22 protein-coding genes are annotated in these 24,345 nt (G+C 73.6%); 8 read left to right on the top strand and 14 right to left on the bottom strand.

Annotation, left to right across the window (positions count from 1 at the left end; all coding sequences use genetic code 11):
* The first annotated feature begins 183 nt into the window (after positions 1-183).
* The gene (locus tag ACQPZP_RS10670) at positions 184-1,692 is read left to right on the top strand and encodes a hypothetical protein (protein WP_433477470.1); all 1,509 of its coding nucleotides are present in this window, start codon (positions 184-186) and stop codon (positions 1,690-1,692) included.
* Positions 1,689-3,062, top strand: coding sequence for an amidase (locus ACQPZP_RS10665; protein WP_433477469.1), 1,374 nt, complete (start codon positions 1,689-1,691; stop codon positions 3,060-3,062). The genes ACQPZP_RS10670 and ACQPZP_RS10665 overlap by 4 nt, the downstream gene beginning before the upstream one ends.
* Positions 3,063-3,133: 71 nt before the next feature.
* On the opposite strand, the gene ACQPZP_RS10660 is transcribed toward ACQPZP_RS10665, so the two are convergent.
* On the bottom strand, positions 3,134-3,574 hold the full coding sequence (locus tag ACQPZP_RS10660) for a GlcG/HbpS family heme-binding protein (protein WP_433477468.1): 441 nt from the start codon (positions 3,572-3,574) through the stop codon (positions 3,134-3,136).
* A gap of 198 nt (positions 3,575-3,772) precedes the next feature.
* Between ACQPZP_RS10660 and ACQPZP_RS10655 the strand changes: the two genes are divergently transcribed.
* Positions 3,773-5,524, top strand: a complete 1,752-nt coding sequence (locus tag ACQPZP_RS10655; RefSeq protein ID WP_433477467.1) for a PucR family transcriptional regulator — start codon at positions 3,773-3,775, stop codon at positions 5,522-5,524.
* A gap of 7 nt (positions 5,525-5,531) precedes the next feature.
* On the opposite strand, the gene ACQPZP_RS10650 is transcribed toward ACQPZP_RS10655, so the two are convergent.
* The 8 genes from ACQPZP_RS10650 to ACQPZP_RS10615 form a co-directional block, all read right to left on the bottom strand.
* Positions 5,532-6,872, bottom strand: a complete 1,341-nt coding sequence (locus ACQPZP_RS10650; RefSeq protein WP_433477466.1) for an MFS transporter — start codon at positions 6,870-6,872, stop codon at positions 5,532-5,534.
* Positions 6,859-7,221 carry a Rieske (2Fe-2S) protein gene (locus tag ACQPZP_RS10645; protein ID WP_433467575.1) on the bottom strand — a complete coding sequence of 121 codons (363 nt, stop codon included), beginning with the start codon at positions 7,219-7,221 and terminating at the stop codon, positions 6,859-6,861. Before ACQPZP_RS10645 ends, ACQPZP_RS10650 begins: the two co-directional genes overlap by 14 nt.
* A 76-nt stretch (positions 7,222-7,297) precedes the next feature.
* Positions 7,298-8,518 carry an NAD(P)/FAD-dependent oxidoreductase gene (locus tag ACQPZP_RS10640; protein WP_433477465.1) on the bottom strand — a complete coding sequence of 407 codons (1,221 nt, stop codon included), beginning with the start codon at positions 8,516-8,518 and terminating at the stop codon, positions 7,298-7,300.
* Positions 8,515-8,859: a Rieske (2Fe-2S) protein gene (locus ACQPZP_RS10635; RefSeq protein ID WP_433477464.1), complete on the bottom strand. Its 345-nt coding sequence runs from the start codon at positions 8,857-8,859 to the stop codon at positions 8,515-8,517. The genes ACQPZP_RS10640 and ACQPZP_RS10635 overlap by 4 nt, the downstream gene beginning before the upstream one ends.
* Before the next feature lie 67 nt (positions 8,860-8,926).
* Entirely contained in the window at positions 8,927-9,640 is a 714-nt protein-coding gene (locus ACQPZP_RS10630; RefSeq protein ID WP_433477463.1) for a TenA family transcriptional regulator, read from the bottom strand.
* A 23-nt stretch (positions 9,641-9,663) separates the two neighbouring features.
* Entirely contained in the window at positions 9,664-11,100 is a 1,437-nt protein-coding gene (locus tag ACQPZP_RS10625) for an aldehyde dehydrogenase family protein (RefSeq protein WP_433477462.1), read from the bottom strand.
* Between the two features lie 2 nt (positions 11,101-11,102).
* A complete protein-coding gene (locus tag ACQPZP_RS10620; RefSeq protein ID WP_433477461.1) occupies positions 11,103-11,609 on the bottom strand; it encodes a RidA family protein in 507 nt (168 codons plus the stop codon).
* Positions 11,602-13,218, bottom strand: a complete 1,617-nt coding sequence (locus ACQPZP_RS10615) for a gamma-glutamyltransferase (protein WP_433477460.1) — start codon at positions 13,216-13,218, stop codon at positions 11,602-11,604. The genes ACQPZP_RS10620 and ACQPZP_RS10615 overlap by 8 nt, the downstream gene beginning before the upstream one ends.
* Before the next feature lie 255 nt (positions 13,219-13,473).
* Here ACQPZP_RS10615 and ACQPZP_RS10610 point away from each other — a divergent pair, with 255 nt between their 5' ends.
* Both ACQPZP_RS10610 and ACQPZP_RS10605 read left to right on the top strand, forming a co-directional pair.
* Positions 13,474-15,063 carry a hypothetical protein gene (locus ACQPZP_RS10610; RefSeq protein ID WP_433477459.1) on the top strand — a complete coding sequence of 530 codons (1,590 nt, stop codon included), beginning with the start codon at positions 13,474-13,476 and terminating at the stop codon, positions 15,061-15,063.
* Positions 15,064-15,071: 8 nt separating this feature from the next.
* Complete coding sequence (locus ACQPZP_RS10605; protein WP_433477458.1) at positions 15,072-15,800, top strand: YoaK family protein; 729 nt, start codon at positions 15,072-15,074, stop codon at positions 15,798-15,800.
* Here the strand turns inward: ACQPZP_RS10605 and ACQPZP_RS10600 are convergent.
* The 3 genes from ACQPZP_RS10600 to ACQPZP_RS10590 form a co-directional block, all read right to left on the bottom strand.
* Complete coding sequence (locus tag ACQPZP_RS10600) at positions 15,788-16,105, bottom strand: MGMT family protein (protein WP_433477457.1); 318 nt, start codon at positions 16,103-16,105, stop codon at positions 15,788-15,790. The genes ACQPZP_RS10605 and ACQPZP_RS10600 overlap by 13 nt on opposite strands.
* Positions 16,106-16,109: 4 nt before the next feature.
* Positions 16,110-17,384, bottom strand: a complete 1,275-nt coding sequence (locus ACQPZP_RS10595; RefSeq protein WP_433477456.1) for a S8 family serine peptidase — start codon at positions 17,382-17,384, stop codon at positions 16,110-16,112.
* Between the two features lie 82 nt (positions 17,385-17,466).
* Positions 17,467-18,333 carry a hypothetical protein gene (locus ACQPZP_RS10590; RefSeq protein WP_433477455.1) on the bottom strand — a complete coding sequence of 289 codons (867 nt, stop codon included), beginning with the start codon at positions 18,331-18,333 and terminating at the stop codon, positions 17,467-17,469.
* 258 nt (positions 18,334-18,591) lie between these two features.
* Between ACQPZP_RS10590 and moeZ the strand changes: the two genes are divergently transcribed.
* Positions 18,592-19,773, top strand: coding sequence for an adenylyltransferase/sulfurtransferase MoeZ (moeZ, locus tag ACQPZP_RS10585; protein ID WP_433477454.1), 1,182 nt, complete (start codon positions 18,592-18,594; stop codon positions 19,771-19,773).
* 70 nt (positions 19,774-19,843) lie between these two features.
* On the opposite strand, the gene ACQPZP_RS10580 is transcribed toward moeZ, so the two are convergent.
* Positions 19,844-20,563 carry a TetR/AcrR family transcriptional regulator gene (locus ACQPZP_RS10580; protein ID WP_433477453.1) on the bottom strand — a complete coding sequence of 240 codons (720 nt, stop codon included), beginning with the start codon at positions 20,561-20,563 and terminating at the stop codon, positions 19,844-19,846.
* Between the two features lie 163 nt (positions 20,564-20,726).
* On the opposite strand from ACQPZP_RS10580, the gene ACQPZP_RS10575 reads away from it, so the two are divergent.
* Complete coding sequence (locus ACQPZP_RS10575; protein ID WP_433477452.1) at positions 20,727-22,886, top strand: MMPL family transporter; 2,160 nt, start codon at positions 20,727-20,729, stop codon at positions 22,884-22,886.
* A gap of 181 nt (positions 22,887-23,067) precedes the next feature.
* Positions 23,068-23,370, top strand: a complete 303-nt coding sequence (locus ACQPZP_RS10570) for a hypothetical protein (RefSeq protein WP_433477451.1) — start codon at positions 23,068-23,070, stop codon at positions 23,368-23,370.
* Between the two features lie 27 nt (positions 23,371-23,397).
* Here the strand turns inward: ACQPZP_RS10570 and ACQPZP_RS10565 are convergent, their stop codons facing one another.
* Complete coding sequence (locus ACQPZP_RS10565) at positions 23,398-24,306, bottom strand: Ku protein (protein ID WP_433477450.1); 909 nt, start codon at positions 24,304-24,306, stop codon at positions 23,398-23,400.
* Positions 24,307-24,345 lie beyond the last annotated feature (39 nt).

Raw genomic sequence — 24,345 nt, 5'->3', positions numbered from 1 at the left:
GGGGGACGATCGCCCACACCCCGCGCGGGCCCGGGCCGTCCGGCGCGGCGACAGCCTGCACAAACCGCGGCCCCCGCCGTGTGCGGTTTCGTCATTGCTCCTGGCAGGAGTGATCGTGCACATTACGACGACCCTCGTGGACGGACGCGGACGCGCCGCGTCCCAGAGGTGGGAGGTAACCCGTTGTCCCCTGCCCACTGGATCTATCTCCTCGGCCTCGCCGCCCTCATCGCGACCGTGGTCGCGCGGAAGAACGTCGTCGGACTCGCCATCGCCGGGACGTTCGTCACCGCGCTCGTCTACAGCGGCAGCGTCACGACCGGTCTCGGCGCCGTGTTCAACGCCGGCATCACCGCGGCGAAGGAGCTGCTGCCCATCTTCGTCATCATCGCGATCGTGACGGCGATGCTCGGCGCGATGCGCACGCTCGGCTCCGACCTGATGATGGTGCGGCCCCTGCAGCGGTTCGTCCGCAACGGGCACGTCGCCTACCTGGTGCTCGCCGTCGTCACCTACCTGCTGTCGATGTCGTTCTGGCCGACGCCGGTGCTGCCGCTGATCGCGGCGATCCTGCTGCCCGCCGCCGTCCGGGTGGGGCTGCCGCCGCTGGCCGCCGCCATCGCGATCGCCATCACCGGGCAGGGCATGGCGCTCAGCTCGGACTACGTCATGGGCGTGGCGTCCGGCCTGTCCGCGCAGGGCGCGAAGGCGCCCGCCGGAGCGATCGCCGACCGCGCGCTCGTCATCTCGCTGATCGCCGGCGTGGTCGCGCTGGCCTTCTGCTACCTGCGCGACGTCCGCGGCAAGATCCTCGACCCCGCGGCGGCGGAGGCCGCCACCCTCGATCTGGCGGCGATCGGCGAGGGCGCGGCGCACGCGGCGACCGGGGACGGCGGCACCCGGGCGGTGGGCGGCGAGGGAACGGGCGGCGGCACCGCGACCCTGACGGCGACCGGCCAGGGCGGGGACGGCGAGGAGGCCCCCTCGGGGCGGGCCCGGTTCGTCGCCTTCGCGGTCCCGCTGGCGTTCGTCGCGCTGCTCGCGGTGATGCTGCTCGGGCGGTTCACCTCCCTCGTCCCCGGCATCGACGACGGCGCGGGCGCGCCCCTGGTCGGCGGGACTGCGGCGCTGGCGCTCGTCCTCATCAGCGTCGTCGCGAACCGGCGGACCTGGCTGCAGGACTGCGCCGACCACTTCACCGAGGGCATCGCGTTCGCGTTCCGGACGATGGGGGTCGTCATCCCGATCGCCGGGTTCGTCTACGTCGGGCTGTCCGACTACTCGGGGGAGATCCTCGGGCTGCCGGACGGCGCTCAAGGCCCGGCGTTCCTGCTGGACGCGATCGCGCACATCCAGCCGCACATCCCGCACGTCCCGGTGTTCGCCGCCTTCGCGATGCTGCTGGTCGGGATGGTGATCGGGCTGGACGGCAACGGCTGGCCGGGGCTGCCGTTCACCGGCTCGCTCGCCGGGGAGCTCGGCCACTCGGCGGGCGCGGACCCGGCGACGCTCGCCGCCATCGCGCAGAACGGCGCGAGCTGGACCGGCGGCGGAACGCTCGTCATCTGGTCCTCGCTGATCGTGGTGGCTGGACTCACCGGTGTCTCCGTCATCGACCTGGCCAGGCGGCTGTTCCTGCCGGTCGTGACGGGTCTGGTGGTGGCGACGGCGGTCGCGGCGGTGGCGCTGTGACCGCGGTCCGGCTGGCGGAGCAGGTCAGGGCCGGGCGGTGCTCCGCCCGCGAGGCGGTGACGGAGGCCCTGGAACGGATCGCGCGGCTGGACGGCGAGCTGGGCGCGTTCGTCCACGTCGACGCCGAGGGCGCGCTGGCCCGCGCCCGCGTGATCGACGCGATGGTGGTGCGGGGCGAGGATCCGGGGCCGCTGGCGGGGGTGCCGCTCGCGGTGAAGGAGCTGCACGCGGTGACCGGGTGGCCGCATGCGATGGGCAGCGTCGTCCACGCCGGACGGGTCGCGGACCACACGTCCACGATGGTGGCGCGGGCGATGGAGGCCGGTGCGATCCCGGTCGGGCTCACCGCGTCGCCGGAGTTCGGGCGGGCGTCGTTCACCGCGTCCGTCCTGCACGGCGTGACCCGCAACCCGCACGCGCCGGAGCTGACGCCCGGCGGGTCGAGCGGCGGGTCGGCGGCGGCGGTCGCGGCCGGGATGGTCCCGCTCGGCACGGGCACGGACGGCGCCGGGTCGCTGCGCATCCCCGCGTCCTACTGCGGGCTGGTCGGGTTCAAGGGCACGTACGGGCGGGTGCCGCGCGGGCCCCGGCACCGTGGCACGGCCGAGAACGACCACTACGGCGTCCTCACCCGCACGGTCCGGGACACGGCGCGCTTCCTGGACTGCGTCTGCGGGACGGACGAGTACGACCGCGCGTCCCTGCCCGCCCCCGCCGAGCCCTTCGAGAGGTCCTTGACCACGATCGACCTGCGCGGCCTGCGGGTCGCCTGGTCGCCCGACCTCGGTTACGCGCCCTGCGATCCGGAGGTCGCCGCCGTCGTGGAGGACGCGGCGAAGGCGTTCATCGCCGGAACCGGGGCGCGCCAGGTGCCCGCCGATCTCAGCCTGGAATCGTGCGGGGCCGCGTTCCGGACGCTCTCGGTCCCGGACGTCCACGCCGAGCTCCGGAACGCTCCAGAGGACCGCCTGGACTCCGTCCACCCCACGGTCCGCCGCTACGGCGACGCGGCGCGGGCCCTGGACGCCGACGCGCTGGTCGACGCGCACGAGGCCCGCGCCCGCCTGGTGGCCGCGCTGGCCGAGGGCTTCGGGCGCTTCGATCTGCTGCTGACCCCGGCGACGCAGGCGCCGGCCTTCCCGGCGGAGGGCCCGATGCCGGCCGAGATCGCGGGCCGCCCCGTCGACCACTGGGGCGCCCTGGCGGTCACGTTCCCGTTCAACCTGTCGGGCCACCCGGCGGTCTCCGTCCCGGCGGGCCACGCGGGCGGCGCCCCCACCGGCCTCCAGATCGTCGCCCGCCGCCACGAGGACGCCCGCGTCCTCGCCGCCGCAGCAGCCTACGAACACCTCCACCCCTGGCCCACCTGACCAGGGCGTTCCGGGCGGGCCCGAACCTCAGCCGGGCTCGTGACGGGGGTTCCAGGGGGTCGCCCCCTGGGCTACACAGCCACCTTTTCCTTGAAGGCGCGGAGGGCGGCGGCGCCCACGGCCTTGTCCTGGTCGCCGTTGCCGCCGCTGACGCCGACGGCGCCGACGACCTCGCCCTCGTGGACGATCGGGAAGCCGCCGACGAAGATCGCGAACTTGCCGGGATGCATCTGGTCGATGCCGAACGCCTCGTTGCCGGGCAGCGCCGGCCCGTTCGGCGGCTCGTTGAACTTGTGGGTGTCGCGCTGGTGGCCGGCCGCCGTGAAGGCCTTGGCGATGGCGATCTCGACGCCGGTGAGGCGGGCGCCCGTCATCCGGTGCACCGCGATCGGGTGGGCACCGTCGTCGGCGATGCAGATCGTCTGCTTGACGCCGATCCGGCGCGCCTCCTCCTCGGCCGCGGTGAGCATGATCAGGGCGTCTTCCAGGGTGAGCCGGTGAACGGTGTGCACGGAGGGCCTCCAGTCGGGCACCACCCCTCCAACCGAAAAGGGGTATTGCCGGATTTCGAACGGTAAAGCAGGATGTGGGGGACGGTCTTCCTCTCGCGCCGTCCGCCACGTACTCCTTCCACTCCCGTCAGTCTCGAAGGCCCGCGCGCATCGAGGCTATGTACACTCTGCCGAACGAACCGGACGGGATGTGGGCACATGGCACATCACCCTGCGACCGCGACGACCGCCGACGGGCATCTGCCGGTCGGCACACTGCTGGCCGAGCCGCTGCTGCGCGGCACCCTCCGCGCGGGCCGCGCCGGGCTCGAACGCGGCGTCGGCTGGTGCCTCCCGCTGTCGGAGACCCGCCGCTACACCGACGAGGCCACCCGCGAACCCGACCTGACCGGGGTCGCCGTCCACCTGCCCGTGACCGCGCTGGCCGCGCCGGACGAGGCGGCCGCCGTGGTCGCCGACCTCGCCCGCCGGGACGCCGCCGCGCTGCTGGCCTGGACCCCGCCGGGAGCCGACTCCGACCTCGACGCGGCGGCCCGCGCCGCGGACTCCGCCGGGATCCCGCTGCTCGCCCTGCCCGGGGAGGCCGACTACCGGACCGTGAGCCGGCTCATCGGGCAGAAGGCGCTGGCCCAGTCCGCGCACATCCTGGAGTACGGGTCGCGGGTGCACCGGACGCTCGCGGAGGTCCTCGCGCGCGGCCCGGGCGTGCCCGCCATGGCCCGCGCGGTCGTCGGGCTGTCCCGGTGCGGCGTCCTCATCTGCGACGCGGACGGCGAGCGCCTCGCCTGGGAGGAGGCGCCGGGCGCCGAGCCCGCCGACCCCGACGCGATCCTCGCGGCCCTCCCCGAGGACGCCCCCGACGACCATCCCGAGTTCACGGACGCGAACGCGCACGCGGCGGAGGTGCGGCTGCGCCTCGCCCCGGACGACCGGCCCGTGCACGCGCTCGTCACGCCCGTCCTGGTGGGCGGCCAGGTGTTCGGGCGGATGGTGATGGTCGAGCCGGTCTGCCCGCCGGACCCGCACGACCTGGCGCAGCACCGCGTGGTCGCCGAGCACGGCGCGACGCTGATCGGGTCGGAGATGCTGCGGCAGCGGTCGGTGCGGGCGGCGGAGGAACGCGCCCGCGGCGACTTCGTGGAGGCGCTCGTCCACGGGAGGTTCGCCGACTCGCACGAGCTGGGCGCGCGGGCCCGCCACCACGGGTTCGAGGTGGACGGGCACTTCGCCGTGCACGTGGTGGCGGCGGCGTCGCTGCTGCCCGTCGGCCGCGACTACCTGCGCCGGACGGTGTCGGCGACCCGCACCGCGCAGAACCTCGAACCCGGCGGCTGCGCGCTGACCGCCGCGATCAGCTCGACGATCGTGGTGATCCAGCGGGTCGGCGCGGAGCAGGACCCGATCCGGCAGCGGGCGGACGCCGCCCGGTTCGCCGAGCGGCTGCACCGCGCGCTGCGCCCGCAGCTGGGCGACGACCTGCGCGTCACGCACGGCCGTCCGGGGCAGGGCGCCGCCGGGGTCGCGGCCGGCTACCACGAGGCGCGGCTGACGATGGGCCTCGCCTGGCACACCGCCGCCGACCCGGTCTGCGGCTATGACGACCTGAGGGTCTTCGCCGCGCTGAAGGACGTGGCGCGCAACGCCGAGGCCAAGTCGTTCGCCCGCGAGACCCTCGGCCCGCTGCGCCGCGCCAACGGCGGCGACCTGGAGCGGATCGTGCTCGCCTACATCAGGACGTCCGGGAACCTGAACGCGGCGGCCCGCGAACTCGGCATGCACCGCAACACGATGCTCTACAAGCTCGACCGGGCGTCCCGCGCCCTGCGCATGGACATCCGCTCGGCCGACGCCCAGTTCACGTTCTGGCTCGCGCACCACATCGACACCCTGACGACCGTCACCGGCACCCTCGACGAGGAGGTGGCCCCGCCCGCCGCCGCCCCGCGCTGAGGCGGAGCTACACGGGATCGGGGCCCGCGAAGGACGCCAGGAGCCCCAGCGCGGCGGTCGCGGCGCAGACGGCGAACATCAGCCCGAAGGCGGGCGCCTGGTCGAGGACGGCGCCGACCCAGGCGGCACCGAGGGCGGACCCGCCGAAGCGCAGCAGGTTGAACAGGCCGAGGCCGGCGCCGCGGCGTCCCGCGTCCGAGCGGGTGGCGCCGGTCGCGGCGGGCGTCTGGACGAACGCGACCCCCGCGCCGGTCAGGGCGAGGGCGGCGAGCAGCCACGGGACGGTCCCGGACACGGCGAGGACGGCGGCGACCAGCACCTGCCCGGCGATGAGGACGACGAGCCCGCCGCGCAGCACGGCACGCGGCGACAGGCGCTCCATCAGGACGCCCGTGACCGGCCCCAGCAGCGACATGGCGACGGGCAGGCTCAGCAGGACCGCCCCCGCGTACAGGGTGCCGGTGTGCCGCTGCGTGGTCAGATAGACCGGGACCGCCAGGAGCGTCGCGCCCAGGCAGAACATCTGCGCCAGGACGCTCAGGCATGAGCGCAGGTAGCGGGCCTCAAGCAGCAGGCGCGGCGGGAGGAACGCGTCCGGGCGTCCGCGCGAGGACGCGACGTAGGCCGCGGCGGCGAGCACACCGGCGAGTGCGCCGCTCCAGACGAACGGCGAGGCGGCGCCCAGGGTCGCGGCGGAGGAGGTCGCGCCGAGACCGAGCCCGGCGGCGAGCGTCAGCAGGGCCGCGCCGCGCCAGTCCAGCGGCACGCGCCGCGGTCGCCCGGCCGGGACGAGCCGGACGGCCAGCGCGGCGGCGGCGAGGCACAGCGGCACGACCGGCCAGAACACCGCGTGCCAGCCGAACCAGGTGGCGAGGCCGCCGCCGAGCGCCGGCCCGGCGGCCTGCCCGACGCCGTTCGCCGCCGCCCACAGCCCGAGCGCCCGGCCGCGCCGCGCGCCGCCGAACCGCGAGGCGATCAGCGCCATGACGGCGGGCAGCATCGCCGCCGTCGCGACGCCCTGCACCGCGCGCATGCCGACGAGCACGGCGAGGTCGCCGGCGAGCCCGGCGCCCGCCGAGGCGAGTCCCAGCACCAGCATCGCGGCGACGAACACCCGCCGCGCGCCGCACCGGTCGCCGAGCCACCCCGACACCGGCAGCAGCACCGCGAAGGGCAGGGTGAACCCGATGACGACCAGGGTTCCGGACGAGATCGACGCGCCGAGGTCGCGCAGGATCAGGGTCAGCGGGACGTTGACGATCGTGTTGGCGACGGTCCCGGTGAACGTGCCGAGCAGCAGCGGCACGAGCGCCGCCCACGATCCGCGCCCCGGGTCAGGCTCGGCCAACGGGCCGCCGCCGTCGGGGACCGCCGTTCGCGGCGTCCTCCGGGGGGACGTGCACGAGGATCCGCCCGTCCTCCTCCTTCACCGGGTACACCTTGATCGGCTTGGTGGCCGGCGGCGTGATCGGCTCGCCGGACGCGAAGTCGAACACGCTGCCGTGGCAGGAGCACAGCAGCCCGTCCTCGGTCACCCGGCCGGACGACAGCAGGCAGTCCAGGTGGGTGCAGTAGTTCGACATGGCGTGCACCTCGCCGTCCCAGCGGGCGACGGCGACCTCCGCCTCGCCCACGAAGAAGCGGCGGACGACGCCCTCGGGCACCTGCCCGGAACGGGCCACGTGCTGGTATTCCATCGGTAGCTCCACGATGTCGGATGTCGGCTCCCTGCGCCGAACGGTCGGTCAGGGCGGCTGGATCGATCGGTCAGGGTCAGCCGAGCGTGTCGAACAGGTCGGTCAGGTCGGCGTCCTCGTCGCGCAGGACGTCGGGATCCAGGACGGCGTCGCAGGCGATCAGCTGCCGGGCGATCGCGAGGTCGCCGCCCCGGTCGACGGTGAACGCGGCCCGCAGCACGCCTCCGGCCAGGTAGAACGCGATGAAGTCGAAGTCCTCCACCCGGCCCCGGACGACGAGCCGGTCCGTGCCGTCGGCGTGGCCCGCGTGCTGGAGGCCGTGACCGAACTGGTCGGACCAGAACCACGGCGGCCCGTCGTGCGCCGCCTTCCCGCCGAGGATGTTCTTGGCCGCCGCCATGCCCTGCGAGTTGGCGTTGTCGAAATGCTCGGCGCGGACATGGCGGCCCAGGCTCGGCCGCCACTGGCAGGCGACGTCGCCGGCCGCGTAGACGCCGTCGACGCCCGTCCGGCAGTACGCGTCGACGGGGATGCCGCCCGCCGTCTCGATCCCGGCGCCGGTGACGGGCTCGACGTTCGGCACCATTCCGGCCCCGACCACCACCACGTCCGCCTCCAGGGACGTCCCGCCGCTGGTGGTGACGATCGCGCCGGACGCCGTCTCCTCGTACCGCTCGACCTTCTCCCCGGTGCGCAGGTCGACGCCGTTCGTGCGGAGCAGCGCCGCCATCACGTCGCCCATCAGGTCGCCGAGGACGTGCCCGAGCGGGCGCCCGGCCTGCTCCACGATCGTGACATGGGCGCCGCGGTCGAGGGCGGTGGAGGCGACCTCGCAGCCGATGAACCCGGCGCCGATCACCACGACGCGCGCACCCGGCCGCAGTTCGGCGCGGAGCCGGTCGGCGTCGGCGACGGTCCGCAGGTGGCGGACGCGGTCGCCCTCGACGCCGGGCAGCCGGCGGGGGCGTCCACCGGTCGCGATGAGGACGGCGTCGCCGCGCAGGCGCGTCCCGTCCGCCAGCTCCAGGGACCGCTCGGCGGGACGGATCGCGGCGGCCGCGACACCGAGCCGCAGCTCCACGTCGTTGGCCTCGCACCACTCCGGCGTGAGCAGGCACAGCTCGTCGCGGTCCTGCTCCCCCGCCAGGTACTCCTTCGACAGCGGCGGGCGCTGGTAGGGGGCGTCGTGCTCGGCGCCGACGAGCGTGACGCGGCCGTCGAAGCCGCGGCGGCGCAGCGTGCGGGCGGCGACGGCGGCGGTCTGCCCCGCCCCGGCCACCACAACAGACTCGATCATGGCTGCTCCTCCATCAGGACTCGGGGCTGCGGGTCCACGTAGACGACGTCGCCGTCCACGCGCACCGCGTGCGTCGGCTGGCATTCGTCCTGGTCCTCCGCCTCACCGGTGGCCGGGTCGAACACCCACTGGTGCCCGGGGCAGATCACCCGCCCGTTCAGGACGACGCCCCTGGACAGCGACCGCTGCTTGTGAACGCATACGTCGTCCAGCGCGTAGACGTCGTCGCCGACCAGGAAGAGCGCTATCCGCCGTCCCTCGACGGTGACGGCGAGGCGCCGGCGTCTGCGCAGCTCCGCGAGCGTGGCGGCCCGCACCCACTCGCCCGTCTGCTGGTCCACGGTCGTACTCCCTGCGTAGGGGGCCGGCGGCGGGACGGGGCCGCCCCGCCGCCGGGCCGGAATCGGATCAGGCGCCGACGAGGTCGGGCTTCACGTAGGTGTCGTAGAGGCCCTGCGTGTACGAGAACCGCATCTCCGCGCCCCACCGGCACAACCGCAGGCAGCGCTCCTGCAGCTCCGGCGTGTCGGCGTGGTCGAGGACGATCTGGTAGCCGCGCTCCCCGTGCACCACGTCCGAGGTGATGTGCAGGTCGAAGAACTCGATCTCGTCCTCGGTGAACCCGTACACCTCGCGCAGCGGCACGATCTGCTTCTTGTAGATGCTCGGGACCTGCGACTCCAGCCCGACCACGAGGGCTGCGGTGGCGACCACGAAGTGCTCGCGCATCGCGACCGCGTAGCACCACGCCTGGAGGCCGCGGGTGATGGCGTTCATGTTGGACGGGTCCTCGACGCGCTCCCGGGTGGTGCCGCACGCCTCGGCGAACCGGATGAGCAGGTCGGTGTGCCGGATGTCGGCCAGCTCCTCCTCGTACATGTTCTGGAGGGTGAAGTCCTTGGCGCCGGTGAACTCGTCGGGCGTGTTGGCGTAGACGTAGGCGAGGTAGTCGGCGAACGGCCCCACGTAGTGGTAGTGGTTCTCCGCCCAGCGGGCGAAATGCTCCCGCTTCAGCTCGCCGTCGGCCCACGCCTTGCTGAACGAGGCGTTCTTGGCCTCGCGGCCCTTGATCGCGTTCTGCAGCTCGGCGCGGAACGCGTCCTTGGACAGCAGCTCTGCCATTTCCTTGTTCCCTTCTGGGATCCTTACCGGGGTGAGATGTAAACGCTTTTCTCTTGCGTGTAAAAGAGCATCATCGAAGGTCCGGCCTGCTCCTTGAAGGTCTGTGTGCTGGACTCCTTGAGCCCGCCGAAGGGAACGGTCATCGCCATTCCGGAGGTCGGCTGGTTCACCTTCACGAGCCCGCTCTCGGACCGCCGCGCGAATTCCAGTGCCCGGTCGAGGTCCCGGGTGACGATCCCGGCGGACAGCCCGTAGCCGGTGCCGTTCGCCAGCTCGACGGCCTCGTCCGGGCCGGACGCCCGCAGGAACGCGAGCACGGGCCCGAAGATCTCCTCCCGCGCGATCCGCATGTCCGGCGTCACCCCGCCGAAGACCGCCGGCCGGACGAAGTACCCGTCGCCGGGCGCCCGCCGCCCGCCGGTGACCAGCTTGGCGCCCTCCTCCTCGCCGATCCGCACGTAGTCGAGGACCTTCTCCAGCTGGAAGTCCGCGGCGAGCGGCCCCATGTCGACGCCGTCGCGCAGACCGTCCCCGACGACCCGCGCCTCGGCGGCGCGTGCCACCCGTTCGAGGAGCTCGTCGTGGACGGCGTCGTGCGCGATCACCCGGCTCGTCCCCGTGCACGCCTGGCCGGACAGCCCGAACGCACCCTTGACGATGATCTGCGCGGCGCGGTCCAGATCGGCGTCGTCCAGGACCACGACGGGGTTCTTGCCGCCCATCTCCAGCTGGGCGCGCCGCGACGGGCCGACCGCCGCGTGGACGGCCCGTCCCGCCCGGGTGGACCCGGTGAACGTCACCGCGCCGACCCGCTCGTCCGCCGCCACCGCGGCCCCGGCCTCGGCGCCACCGTGCACGAGCGCGACGACCCGTGGCGGCAGCCCGCCCGCCAGCAGCGCCTCCACGAGCCGCTGCGCGAGCAGCGGGGTCACCGGGCTCGGCTTGAACACCACCGCGTTCCCGGCCGCCAGCGCCGGCCCGATCTTCCGGGACGGGATGTTCAGCGGGAAGTTCCACGGCGTGACGGCCCCGACGACCCCGACGGGCTCCCGCCGCGTGTAGACGATCCCGCCGTCGTCCGCCGGATGGCTCTGCCCGGTGACGCGATGGGCCTCCCCCGCGTAGAACCGCAGGTTCCGCGGCGTGCGGGAGACCTCCATCGCCGCCTCGGCGCGGGTCTTCCCCTCTTCCCGCACCAGCTCGACGACGAGTTCGTCCGCGCGCTCCTCCAGCCACCGGGCCGCCGCCTCAAGGACGTCGGCGCGTTTCTCGGCTGACGTGGCCGCCCATTCCGCGGCCCCTTCGACGGCCCCCGCGACGGCCGCGTCCACATCGGCGGCCGACGACTCGGGGAACTCCCCCACGATGTCGTCCGGCCGGGCCGGGTTGTGCCGCCGGAACGTCACGCCGTCCGCCGCCGGGCGCCATTCGCCGCCGACGAAGTTCAGTCCCTCATGCATGCTCACTCGTCCTCCACGCTCGGATGGGCCGCCGGTGATCCGCGTCCCGCGGCCGTCGCGGGCGCGGGGACCGCTCGTGCGACCGCGGTCAGTTCGACCTCGACCGGGGCGCCGCCGGGCAGGGCGCGGACGCCGATGGCGCCGCGTGCCGGGCGGGCGAGTCCCGGCGCCAGCTCGTCCAGGGCGGCCGACGCGCCGTCCGCCACGGCGGAGAGGTCGGTAAACCCGTCCGCGCAGGCGATGTAGACGGTCATCCGCATCCAGCGCCGGACCCGGCCGAGGTCTCCGTCCGCGACGGCGGCCGCGGCGTTGCGGGCCGCCAGGGCGGCGGCCTGGCGGGCACCGGCCAGGGTCAGGTCGCGTCCGACGAGGCCCGTGACGGTCAGGCGGCCGTCCTGGCGCGGGGTCATGCCCGCGCTCGTGACGAACACGTCGCCGGCGCGGAGGGGCTCAGCCACGGCGGGGACGTAGGCGCCCTGGGGGCGGGGCGTGGCGGGGAGCTCAGACACCGAGGGCCACCCCGTCCTGGCGCGGGTCGGAGGCGCCCAGGAGGGCGTCGTCCGCGACGGAGATGATCTGCGCGCTGCCGCCGGCGTCCCACGCGTCCTGCACGGTGACGTCGTGGCCGGACGAGCGGAGCGCGTCGATGCGGTCGGCGCCGAGACGCGACTCGACGCGGAGTTCGGGCGGCCGGCCGATCACGTCGGCGTCGCTGCCCGGGTGAACGGTGAAGCGCGGCGCGGCGACGGCCGTCGCCGGGTCGTGGCCGTGGTCGAGGAGGTGCGAGATGAGCTGGGTGTTCCACTGGACCTGGCCGTCCCCGCCCGGGGTGTTGCCGACGTGCAGGAGGCGGCCGGCGGTGCCGGTGACGAGCCAGGCGTTCAGGGTGTGCAGCGGGCGGCGGCGCGGCCGGACCTCGTTGGGGTGCCCGTCGATCAGGTAGGCGCCGCGGCCGAGCCGGTTGTTGAGGACGATGCCCGTGCCGGGGACGGTCATCCGGGCGCCGAAGGTGAAGGCCAGCGAGTGGATGAGGCTGACCGCGCGTCCCTCCGCGTCCACGGCCACCATGGAGGTGGTGTCGCCGCCGGAGGGGACGGGCGGCGGGGCGGGGACGGGGAGGTCGCCGGCGTCGAGGCGGGCGCGGGCGGCCGCCAGCGCGGACGGCACGAGCAGCGAACGCCAGTGGCCGCTGTCGGCTCCGCATCCGGCGAACCGGTCGGCGAAGGCCGTCCGGGCGGCGGACGCCATCCGGTGGACGGCCTCAGCCGACAGCCACGGAAGGCCGTCGAGGACGCCGTCGCAGAGGCCGGCCTGCTGTGCGACCATCCAGCCGGGTGTGGGGGGCGGGGTCAGGTGGACGGTCATCCCCTGGTAGGCGCAGGTCAGCGCCGGCCCGGCGGAGGAGTCGCCGCTCGCGATCCACTCGTAGCCGGAGAACGGCGCCCCGGCGTCCACGAGGGCGTCGACGGAACGTTCCCCGAGGTCACCCGAGTAAAGGTCGGCCGGGTCGGCGGCAAGGCGGCGGAGTGCGGCGCCCAGGGCGCGCTGGAAGATCGGTTCGCCCACGCGGGGGACGCGGCCACCGGGCAGGAACACCTCGGCCGTGCCCGGGTCGCGGGCGAGCGCGTCGCGGCGCTCGACGATGTCCGCGCGGGTCTTGACGCTGCAGGGCAGGCCGTCCTCGGCGGCGGCGATCGCGGGCGCCCACAGTTCGGGCAGGCTCCGGGACGCGGAGTCGGCGTGCAGCGCGGCCAGGGCGGCCACCGCGCCCGGGGCGGCGACGGCGAGGGCGCCCTCCAGCGGGACGGCGGCCAGCCCGCGGTCGCGGTAGAAGGCGGGCTCGCCGCCGTCCGGGCCGAAGCCGCTGCCGCCGAACGCGGCGACGGAGCCGTCCGGGCGGCGCAGCAGCACGAAGGCGTCTCCGCCCACGCCGCACTGGCCGGGCAGCGCCGGCCACGACAGGGCGGCCATGGCCAGGGCGGCGTCCACGGCGTTCCCGCCGCCGGCGAGGACCCGGGCGCCGAGCAGGCTCACCGCCGGATGGCTCGCGGCCACCATGCCGCCCGACGCGACCGTGGGCCCGCGGCCGGGGCGGCCGAATGCGTTCTCCGCTGACATGCCGCCAGTCTCGGCGGCCCCCGATCAGCGCCGATACGGACCGATCGCCGAAGATCCGGCACATTCCTTGGGCAGCGTGCACAGGGACGCGGTGCCCCGCCGCTTCGCTCGCGGGACGCCCGACATGGTGCACAAAATGACCAGGCGCGTAGTGTGCACGTTCCTCATTGTTCACCTCGGACCGATCGAGCAGATTCTCTGCAACCGTTGCGCCCGACGACCTCGCTGAAGGCGCGTACAGGGAGGGAGCGTCCCTTGGGAGCCGCTCACTGGATCTATCTGTCCGGAATCATCGTCATCATCGCCGTCATGATCGCCCGCAAGAACGTCGTCATCCCCGCGATCGCGGCGACGTTCCTCACCGCGTGGGTGTTCACCGGCAGCTTCGTCACGGGACTGGAGTCGATCTTCAACGCCGGGCTCACCGCGGCGTCCGAGCTGTTCAGCATCTTCCTGATCATCGCGCTGGTCACCGCGCTGCTCGGGGCGCTGCGCGCGCTCGGCGCCGACCGCCGGATGGTGGAGCCGTTCCGCGTCGTCATGCGGTCCGGCCACTCGGCCTTCTGGGTGCTCGCCGCCGTCACCTACGTGATCAGCCTGTTCTTCTGGCCGACGCCGGCGGTGCCGCTGATGGGCGCCATCCTGCTGCCCGCCGCGATCGCCGCGGGACTGCCGCCGATCAGCTCGGGGGTCGCGATCGCGATCGCCGGGCAGGGCATGGCGCTGTCCAGCGACTACGTCATCCAGGTCGCGCCCGGCCTGTCCGCCAAGGCGGCCGGGGTGCAGACCGGCGCGGTCGCCGACCGCGCCATGGTGCTGTCCCTGATCACGGGCCTGGTCGCCCTCGGCCTCGGCTACCTGATGACCCGCGGCGAGTTCCGCAAGCCGGACCCGGCGCTCCTCGAACGCTGGGAGGCCGGCGAGTCGGAGGCCGCGGCGCCGCGCCGCTCGCTCATCCGCGTCCTGCCGCGGCGCGTCCTGCGGGCGGAGACCATCGCGACCGGTGGCGGGGACGGCGGAGTGGCCGTCCTCGACCACGGTTCCGGAGGCAACGGCGGGGACGGCGGCTCGTCCGACGCGATGGCGCAGCGGGCCCTGTCGTCGCTGAACGAGGACGACCGGCCGGGCGCGGACTGCCCGAAGCGCTCGAAGGCGTTCGCCGCCATCGTCCCGCTGACCCTCATCGGGCTCGTCGGCTACATGCTGGTCGGCAAGTTCACCGGCCTCGTCCCCGAGGTCGTGGGCGGGGACGCGGCCGCGCTCGTCGGCGGCGTCGCCACGGTGCTGCTGCTGTGCGCCGCGATCGCGCGGAACGGCCGCCACAGCCTGGAGCGGTGCGCCGACCACATCGTGGACGGCCTGGTCTTCGCCATGAAGGCGATGGGCGTCGTGATCCCCATCGCCGGGTTCTTCTTCATCGGCAACGCCGACTTCGCCGGAAAGATCATGGGCATGGAGGAGGGGGCGAAGGCGCCGGGCTTCCTGTTCGACGCCGTCGTCCGGATGCAGGACGCCATTCCCGACAGCCAGTACGTGGTGGGCTTCGGCGTGCTGATCATCGGGATGATCACCGGGCTGGACGGCTCCGGGTTCGCCGGCCTGCCGCTCACCGGGTCGCTGGCCGGCACGCTCGGGCCGGCGTCCGGGGTGGACCCGGCGCTGCTCGCCGCGATCGGGCAGATGGGCTGCGTCTGGTCGGGCGGCGGCGTGCTGGTCGCCTGGTCCTCGCTGATCGCCGTGGCGGGGTTCGCCCGCGTGCCGGTGCTCGAACTCGTCCGCCGCTCGTTCCTGCCCGTGCTCGCCGGCCTGGTGGTCGCCACGGTCGCCGGGCTGATCATCTACTAGGGAGCACGGTGACCGCCTCGTCCGACCTCTCCGATCCGTCCCCCGCCGCCGCGCCCGCGGCGGCGGGGGACCCCTCCCGCTCCCCGCTCCGGCTCCGCGCCGTCCTGCTGGTGCTGCTCACGTTCGGCGCCGGGACGACCGACGTCGTCGGGTTCCTCGGCATGGAGAAGGTGTTCACGGCCAACATGACCGGCAACATCGTGCTGTTCGGGCTCGCCGCCGGCGAGGGGAACGGCGCCGACCTGGCCCGCTGCGGCGTCGCGACGCTCGCGTTCGCGCTCGGCCTGCTCGCCGGTTTCGGCATCGCCGGACGCTCCGGCCACGGCCGCGTCTGGCCGCCCCGCGTCACCGCCGTGCTCGGGTTCGTCCTGGCGCTGCAGACCGTCTTCCTCGCGGGCTGGGCCATGGCGGACGCCGAGCCGCGCGGCGGCGGGCTGCTCGCCCTCATCGCCCTGTCGTCCGTCGCGATGGGCGCGCAGACGGCGGCCGCCCGCAGCATGGCCGCCGACGGGATCACCACCACGTTCGTCACCGGGACGCTGACGTCGATGATGGGCGGGTTCGCGGCCGGGCAGGGCACGGCGGCCGGGCTCCGCACCGCCGTGATCCTCGCCCTCGGGGCCGGCGCGGCGGTGGCGGGCGCGCTGATGACGCACGCGCCCATCCTGGCCGCGGCCCTCAGCCCGCTCGTGCTGGCCGCCGTCATCGCCGGGGCGTTCCGCCTTCACCCGGGCTGATCCGGGCCCGTCCAGCGGGCTCGTGCCATATCCACTCGCCGCCCGTCCGTGCTGAGCGGAGTGCCCTCGGCGCGGTAGTTCTCGTGGGCCTCGACCTCCAGGCCGCTCGGCGGATGGCCGTTCGCGCGGATCACCCGCCACCACGGGACGGCGCCGCCGTACAGCGACATCACGCGTCCGACCTGCCGGGGCCCGCCCGCTCCGATCAGCTCGGCGATGTCGCCATACGACAGGACGCGGCCCGGCGGGATCCGCTCCACCGCGTCCAGCACCGCCTCGGCGTACTCGTCAGGTTCGGACCACATCCGCTCATTGTCCCGGACGCCGTGGGCCCATCAGGGGCGGGACGGGGCGCTCGGGGCCGTTCAAGGGCGGGCCACCCGCCGCGCTCGGATGGCGCCGGCGGAAGGCGACGGCGATCGCGACCGCCCCGGCCGTCCCGCCGAGGCCGAGCAGCAGGACCACGATGATCAGCGGGCGGACCCAGGCGGGATGCTCGATGACCTCCACCGGCCCGGGGTCCTCCTCGCCGAACCGCTGCCCGGCGGGCTTGGCCTTGGCCGGGCCCGGCTGCGCCGAGGCCAGCGAGTCCGCCGCCGACAGGGCGCGGGCGGCGTGCACCTCGCCGAACCCGACCTCCGGGTCGTAGCCGCCCGAGGGGCCGTGCCGGGTGCTCTGGATCAGCGCCTGCGCGACCAGCGCGGGCGCCATCTTCGGGTGCTTGGCCCGGACCAGCGCGGCGATCCCGGAGACGACCGCGCTGGAGTCGCTGGTGCCGTCGCTGACGAAGTACTGCCCGCCGGGCCCGGCCACGGGAAGGCCCGCGCCCGGCGCGGACAGCAGCACCGAGTAATTGCGGTTGGAGAACGGCGCGCGGGCGTGCCCCGGCTCCGTCGCCGCGACCGCGATGACGCCCGGGTAGGAGGCCGGGTAGGAGTAGGGCGCGAACCCGTCCCCGTCCAGGGCGCCCGGGTCCTCGCCGTCGTTGCCGACCGCCGACACCACCACGACGCCCTTGCCGATGGCGTAGCCGATGGCCTCGCGCTCCTCCGGCACCTCCTCGTTCTTGCCCAGGGAGAGGTTGATGACGTCCGCGCCGTGGTCGGCGGCGTAGCGGATGCCGCGCGCCACCGCCGTGTCCGCCTTCTCTGACGTGCGGTAGCGGACGAAGCTCGCGTCCTCCTTCTCGCCGATCGACCGGATCGCGAGGATGCCCGCCTCCGGGGCCATCCCGATGACCCCGGATCCGCCGCCCGTGCCGTGGCCGCGCCCGGCGATCAGCGACGCCATACCGGTGCCGTGCAGCCGCTTGGGCTGCGTCCCGGCGTCGATCTCGGCGAGCATGTTGGGGCCGGTGGTGACCTTGCCGCGCAGGTCCGGCTGCTGCGGGTCGACGCCCGAGTCGACGACCGCGACGGTCACGCCCGCACCCTTGGTGATCTTCCAGGCGGCGTCCATGCCGAGGAGGTTCAGGATCGGCTGCTGCCGGTCCCGGACCTCGTCCGCGTGCGCCTGGACGGGCATCAGCCAGGTGCCGGCCAGCGCCGCCGCGCCCGCGGCCGCCGCCACGCCACGCCGTCTCATCCGCGCTCCCTCAGCATCGCCACTCGGGTCAACACCGCCACTCGGGTCAATACCGCCACTCCGGTCAACACCGCCACTCCGGTCAGCACCGCCACTCGGGCCGGTCGCAGTCCGGCAGCGCCTTGGCCGACAGCGTCCGCGCGATCGCGTGGCCGACCTGCGGGGCCACCGCGAACGGCTCGCCCGGCCGCGCCTTCTTGATCGCGGACGCGGGACGGCCGTCCGCCTGGCCCGATGTCGTCAGCACCACGTACGGGCCGCCGCGGTCGATCGTCCGGTCCTGCCTGGCCGTGTCGGTGAAGCGGGCGGAGGCCGTCCCCGGGAACGCGGCGGCGTGCAGCGCGGGACGCACCGAACCCGTCCCGTCCGGGCCCTGCGCGCCGGGCAGCTCCTTGAACGCCCGGTCCGCCTTCCAGGCGTCGGGGAACGCCACCACGCCGACGGTGACGACGACGCCCTGCAGCTGGTCGACGTAGGTGGCGCGCAGGACGGCGCGGCAGCCGTGCTTGCCGATCGTCGTCCCGATCTCGTCGTCGACGCCCTGGGCGCAGCTCGTGTCCGGGACGATTCCCGTCCTGGACGCGTACTCGGTGTGGTCGCCCGTGGGCCGGTAGCTGATCTTCTCGGGGAAGATGCGCCGCGCGGGCCACGCCTGCCAGCGGCGGGCGACCTCCTTGTCGGCGGCGATCTGCAGCTCCGCGTTCGTGGGCTGGCGCCTGAGGGTGGTCCAGGCACCGGCGACGGACACTCCGGTGGAGATCAGGTAGCAGCACCCGACGACCAGCGCCACGATCATCCACTGGCGGCCGGTCAGCCCGAGCACCCTCGGCGGCCCGTACGGGCCCGCCGGCCCCGCGCCCATCGGACGCGGCGGCGGCGCGCCCATCGGACGGGGAGGCCCCCCGTGCGGGCCGCCGGGCATGCCGGGCGGACGGGCGGCACCGGGCATACCGGGAGGACCGGGCATGCCGGGGTGGCGCGGGGGCCGCGGCGGGGGCGGCTGCTGAGAGGGGGGCAGGAATGCCACAACAGTCAAGATTAACGGCGCTTCCCGAAATTCCGCCTGTCGTCCGGGTAAGGACCCCTCCCCGGGCGGCTCGCGGGCGGGTGGCCGCCGGGAATGCCGCAGCCCATGGCAAGGTTGTGCCGTGAGGACGATGAAGTCCCGCCCTCCATAACGCCGAGCGTCAGCACAGGAGCATCCACCGTGTCGTTGCCACCTCTGGTCGAGCCCGCCCCGGAGCTCACCCGCGACGAGGTCAACCGCTACTCGCGGCACCTGATCATCCCCGACGTGGGCATGGCCGGGCAGAAGCGCCTCAAGAACGCCAAGGTCCTGGTCGTGGGCGCGGGCGGCCTCGGCTCCCCCGCCCTGCTCTACCTGGCCGCCGCCGGGGTGGGCACGCTCGGCGTCATCGACTTCGACGTCGTGGACGAGTCCAATCTGCAGCGCCAGATCATCCACCGGCAGTCGTCCCTCGGAAAGCCGAAGGTCGAGTCGGCGGCCGAGACCGTCCGCGAGATCAACCCGCTGATCGACGTGGTCGTGCACGACACCGCGCTCGACCGCGACAACATCATGGACATCTTCGGCGGCTACGACCTGATCGTGGACGGCACCGACAACTTCGCCACCCGCTACATGGTGAACGACGCGGCCGTCCTGCTCGGCAAGCCGTACGTGTGGGGCTCGATCTACCGGTTCGACGGCCAGGCGTCCGTCTTCTGGGCCGAGCACGGCCCCTGCTACCGCTGCCTCTACCCCGAGCCGCCGCCGCCCGGCATGGTGCCGTCCTGCGCGGAGGGCGGGGTGCTCGGCGTCCTGTGCGCGTCGATCGGCTCCATCCAGGTGAACGAGGCCATCAAGCTGCTGACCGGCATCGGCGAGCCGCTAGTCGGCCGCCTGATGATCTACGACGCCCTGGAGATGACCTACCGCTCGGTCAAGGTCCGCAAGGACCCCGAGTGCCCGCTGTGCGGCAAGAACCCGACGCAGACCGAGCTGCTGGAGGACTACGAGGCGTTCTGCGGCGCGGTGTCGGACGAGGCCGCCGAGGCCGTCAAGGACTCCACGATCTCGGTGCGCGACCTCAAGGCCATGCAGGACCGGGACGAGGACATCTTCCTCGTGGACGTCCGCGAGCCCAACGAGTACGAGATCGTCTCGATCCCGGGCGCCACGCTCATCCCGAAGGGCGAGTTCCTGAACGGCTCCGCGCTGGAGCGCCTCCCGCAGGACAAGAAGATCGTCCTGCACTGCAAGTCGGGCGTCCGCTCCGCCGAGGCCCTCGCCGTCGTGAAGAGCGCCGGCTTCGGCGACGCCGTCCACGTCGGCGGCGGCATCCTGGCCTGGGTCAACCAGATCGACCCCAGCCAGCCCAGCTACTGATCCGCTCCGCACCCGAAGGGCCCCGCGTTCGCGGGGCCCTTCGGCGTTCCCGCCGGGCGGCGCCGCCGGCTCACTCCGCAGGCGGCGGGGTGTAGGTCAGGCCGAGCTCGGGGCCGACCTCGGAGAGCATCAGCTCGAACATGGGGGCGGCGTCGCCGAGCGCGAACTCCAGGTGGCCGAAGACCTCCAGGCTGACGCCGCCCTGGAGCCTGATCCAGCACTTGAGGAACTGGCGGATCACGCCGAGCGGCAACTCGACGCCGAGGACGTCGTCGCGGTAGCGGCGGAGCTGCTCGCGCAGCGCGGGCTCGATCTCGTCGTCGGCCGGCACCGGGAACGGGGCCTTGTTCCACAGTTCGAGGAAGAGGGTCATGAACGTCCAGCCGAACTGGCGGGCGCACTCCTCGGCGAAGTCGACCTCCTCCAGGTGCCCGGCGCCGCGGACCGGCGAGCCGAAGAGCAGCGCGTACTCGCGGGGATGCGCCAGGGCCCAGCTGCGGAACTGGCGCGACACCGTCAGGAACTTGCCGCTCATGTCGCCGTCCGGCACCTCCTTCATGGCCGCGTGCAGCTGGCCGGTCAGCTCGGTGAAGATGTCGCCGACCAGGTGCCTGAGCAGTTCGCCGTGGCTGCCGAAGTAGCGGTAGAGCGCCGGGGCGGTCATCCCCATGTCGCGGGCGATGGCCCGCAGGGTCACCGCCTCGGGGCCCTCGTCGACGAGGATCCGCCGGGCGGTCTCGGAGATCTCCTTGACCGTCGCCGCGCGCAGCCGATCACGTCGCGATTCCACTAGGCCGCCCTCTTTCCCTGGTCTCCGGCCGCACCCGGCCGCCTTCGCATGATTCCCCAGAAACACCCTTGACGGAAGCTAACGCTGTATGCGAAGTTAACGGCGTTCGCAGTTTACGGTGTTCACGAAGCTTACTCCATGTAACGGGACGGGGGAACGCGCGATGTTCGATCGATGGGGAAGGTGGGTCCACCGGCGCAGACGGTGGGTTCTGGCGGTCGCGGGCGCGGCGCTCGCCTTCGCCGCGGTGTGGGGGACGGGCGTGTTCGGCGCGCTGTCCTCGTCCGGCGGCTTCGACACGCCGGGCAGCGAGAGCGCGAAGGCGGTGCAGATCGCCGAGCGGGATCTCGGCCGGGACCAGGCCGACGTCGTGATCCTCTACCAGGGCAAGACGACGGTGGACGACCCCGCCTACCGGGCGTCGGTCGAGCGGGCCTTGGCCGCGTTGCCACATGACAAGGTCGCCAAGGCGAGCACGTACTGGACGACCAAGGCGCCGCAGTTCGTGAGCAACGACCGCACGGCGACCTACGCCGTCCTGCAGCTCGCCGGTTCCGACCAGGCCGCCAGGCACGACAGCTACGACGCGGTCAAGGACGACCTGGGCAAGGTCGGCGGCGGCCTCACCGCCAAGGTCGGCGGGGCGGTCGGCACCGAGGTGGCGATCAACGAGCGCGTCTCGTCCGACATCGGCAGGGCCGAGAGCATGGCGATGCCGATCCTCCTCGTCCTGCTGGTGGTGATCTTCGGCGGCCTGGTGTCGGCGAGCCTGCCGCTGCTGGTCGGCGGCCTGGCGATCCTCGGCTCGTTCACCGCCCTGCACGCGCTGACGTACCTGACCGACGTGTCGATCTTCGCGGTGAACATCACGACGTTCCTCGGGCTCGGGCTCGCGATCGACTACGGGCTGTTCGTGGTGAGCCGGTACCGGGAGGAGATCGGCCGGGACGGCGCCACCGGCGAGAACGCGCTGGCCGCGACGATGGCCACGGCAGGCCGCACCGTCGCCGTCTCCGGCGTCACGGTCGCCGTCTCCCTGTCGGGCCTGCTGCTGTTCGACCAGAACTTCCTCGTCTCCATGGGTTACGGCGGCATCGCGACCGTCTTCGTCTGCATGGTCGGCGCGCTGACCGTGCTGCCCGCGCTGCTGGCCGTCCTCGGCCCGAAGGTGAACGCGCTGTCCGTCCGGCGGCGTAAGACGTCCGGGAGCCGGTTCGACGGCTGGTGGGGACGCGTCGCGCGCAGCGTGATGCGCCGGCCCGTCATCTACGCGGTCGCGACCGTGGCGCTGCTCCTCGCGCTCGGCGGGCCGTTCCTGCGCATCAACTGGGGCGGCGTGGACGCCAAGGTGCTGCCGGACGGCAGCGAGGCGCGGGTCGTGTCCGAGACGCTGGAGACCCGGTTCGCGCGCAACGCCACCAGCCCGATCGAGGCCGTGGTCACCGGAACGTCCGACCAGGCCGCCGTTCAGGCGTACGGGGCCCGCCTGGACGCCGTGCCGGGCATCACGGGCGCGACGGTGACCGGCTCCGAGGGGACCACGACGCGGATCGCGCTGCGCTACGACGCCGACCCCAACTCGGGCGCCGCGCGCGACCTCGTCCAGCAGGTGCGGGACGTCCCGCCGCCGCCCGGCGCGCACGCATACGTGGGCGGCGTCACCGCCGACGTCGTCGACCAGCTCGACAGCCTCGGCGCGACCCTGCCGTGGCTGGCGGTGCTCGTCGGCGGTGCGACGTTCGTCCTGCTGTTCCTGGCGTTCGGGTCGGTACTGCTGCCGCTCAAGGCGATCGTGATGAACATGCTGTCGCTGTCGGCCACCTTCGGCGCGGTCGTGCTGATCTTCCAGGACGGCCACCTGTCCGGGCCGCTGGGGTTCACCGCGACCGGCTCGATCTCCCCCGCGATGCCGATCCTGATGCTGGCCATGCTGTTCGGGATCTCGATGGACTACGAGGTGTTCCTGCTGTCGCGCGTCCGGGAGCAGTACGACCTGACCGGCTCCAACACGACGGCCGTCGCGTCCGGCGTGCAGCGCACCGGCGCCATCATCACCAGCGCCGCACTGCTGTTCATCATCGTGATCGGCGCGTTCGCCACCTCCGGCATCACCTTCATCAAGATGACCGGCGTCGGGATGGCCATCGCGATCCTGGTGGACGCGACGATCGTCCGGGCGCTGCTCGTGCCGGCGACGATGCGGCTGCTCGGCCGGGCGAACTGGTGGGCCCCCGGCCCGCTCGCCCGCCTCTACGGCCGGTTCGGGATCCGGGAGAGCGACTCCGCGGCCGAGCCGCCGTCGCGGCTGGAACCCGTGGGCTGACCGGGCATCCGGTGGCCGGCACGCCGAAGTGCCGGCCACCAATGCATCCAAACCGCTTGTGATCTCCCCCACCCGGCGGAAGACTGAACGTCGTTCCACCGGCCGCACCTCGCGTGACGCTCACCGCGACGGAGCCTCGCCCGGCGGACCCACCATCACGGGATGTTCCTTGGGAGGCACCATGTCCGCGCAGGTGATCACCGAAGCCGAGACGGCGCTCGGGCACCTGGAACGCCTGACCGACGCGCTGCGCTCCGACGGCTGGACGGTCGAGGTCGCGGCGCCCGACGACCGCCGGCCCTCCGCGCTCGTCGCCGACCCGCTGATGCGGGCGCTGAGCGAGAACGTCATCGCCGTCCGGGAAGGGTCCGGCGACGACTGGGCCTACTTCTACGGCTGGGGCGAGCGGATCGCGCCGTGCACCGACCCGTCCGGCGCCGCCTCCGCCCTCGGCCGCGTGCTCACCGCCCGCCGCGACAACTGACCCTGCCCTGGGGCGGGCCGGCACAGATCACGCGGACTTGCGGCTCCGGGACTTCGCGGGTTCCTTCTTCGCGCCGGACCTCGACGACGTCTTGCGGGCCGCGGGCTTCTTCGCAGACGTCCCCTTGCCGGACGACGACGCGGCCTTGCCGTCCTTCTCGCCGCGGCTCTTCTTGGCAGCCTCGACGCTGGCGCGCAGCGCGCTGAGCAGATCGGCGGCGGGCTCCTCCTCGGCCTCCTCGGCGGGCCGCGCGACCTCCTTGCCCTCGATCTTCGCGTCGATCACCGCCTGGAGCGCCTCCCGGTAGGCGTCCGTGTACTCCGAAGGGTCGAACTCCCCCTCCATCGACTCGATCAGCGACGTCGCCATCGACAGTTCCTGCTTGCGGACCTCGATGTCCTCGTCCAGGAACGGGAAGTCGGGGGCGCGGACCTCGTCCGGCCACAGCATCGTCTCCAGGACGAAGACGCCCTCGCGGACCCGCAGCGTCGCCAGCGACTCGCGCTGCCGCAGCGCGACCTTGACGATCGCGACCTGGCCGGAACTCTCCAGCGCGTCCCGCAGCAGCACGTACGGCTTGGCGCCCTGCTGGTCCGGCTCCAGGTAGTACGACTTCGCGAAGTAGATCGGGTCGACCTCCTCCCGCTCCACGAACTGCAGGACGTCGATCCGGCGGCTGGACGACAGCGGCAGGTCGGTGAAGTCCTCGTCGGTGAGCACGACCATCTCGCCGCTCGGCAGCTCGTAGCCCTTGGCGATGTCGGAGTACGGCACCTCCTCGCCGTCGACCGTGCACACCCGCTTGTACTTGATGCGCCCCCCGTCCTCCCGGTGCACCTGGTGGAACGCGACGTCCCGCTGCTCGGTCGCCGAGTAGAGCTTCACCGGAATGGTCACCAGACCGAAGGAGATCGCGCCCTTCCAGATACTGCGCATGATCCGTCCTTACCCAGCACGTTCCCGCCCCTAGCGTCG

The sequence above is a fragment of the Spirillospora sp. CA-142024 genome (genome assembly GCF_050942325.1).
Taxonomy (GTDB): Bacteria; Actinomycetota; Actinomycetes; order Streptosporangiales; family Streptosporangiaceae; genus Spirillospora.
The sequence above is the reverse complement of the archived record's forward strand: the minus strand, read 5'-3'. Positions and strand labels throughout refer to the sequence as shown.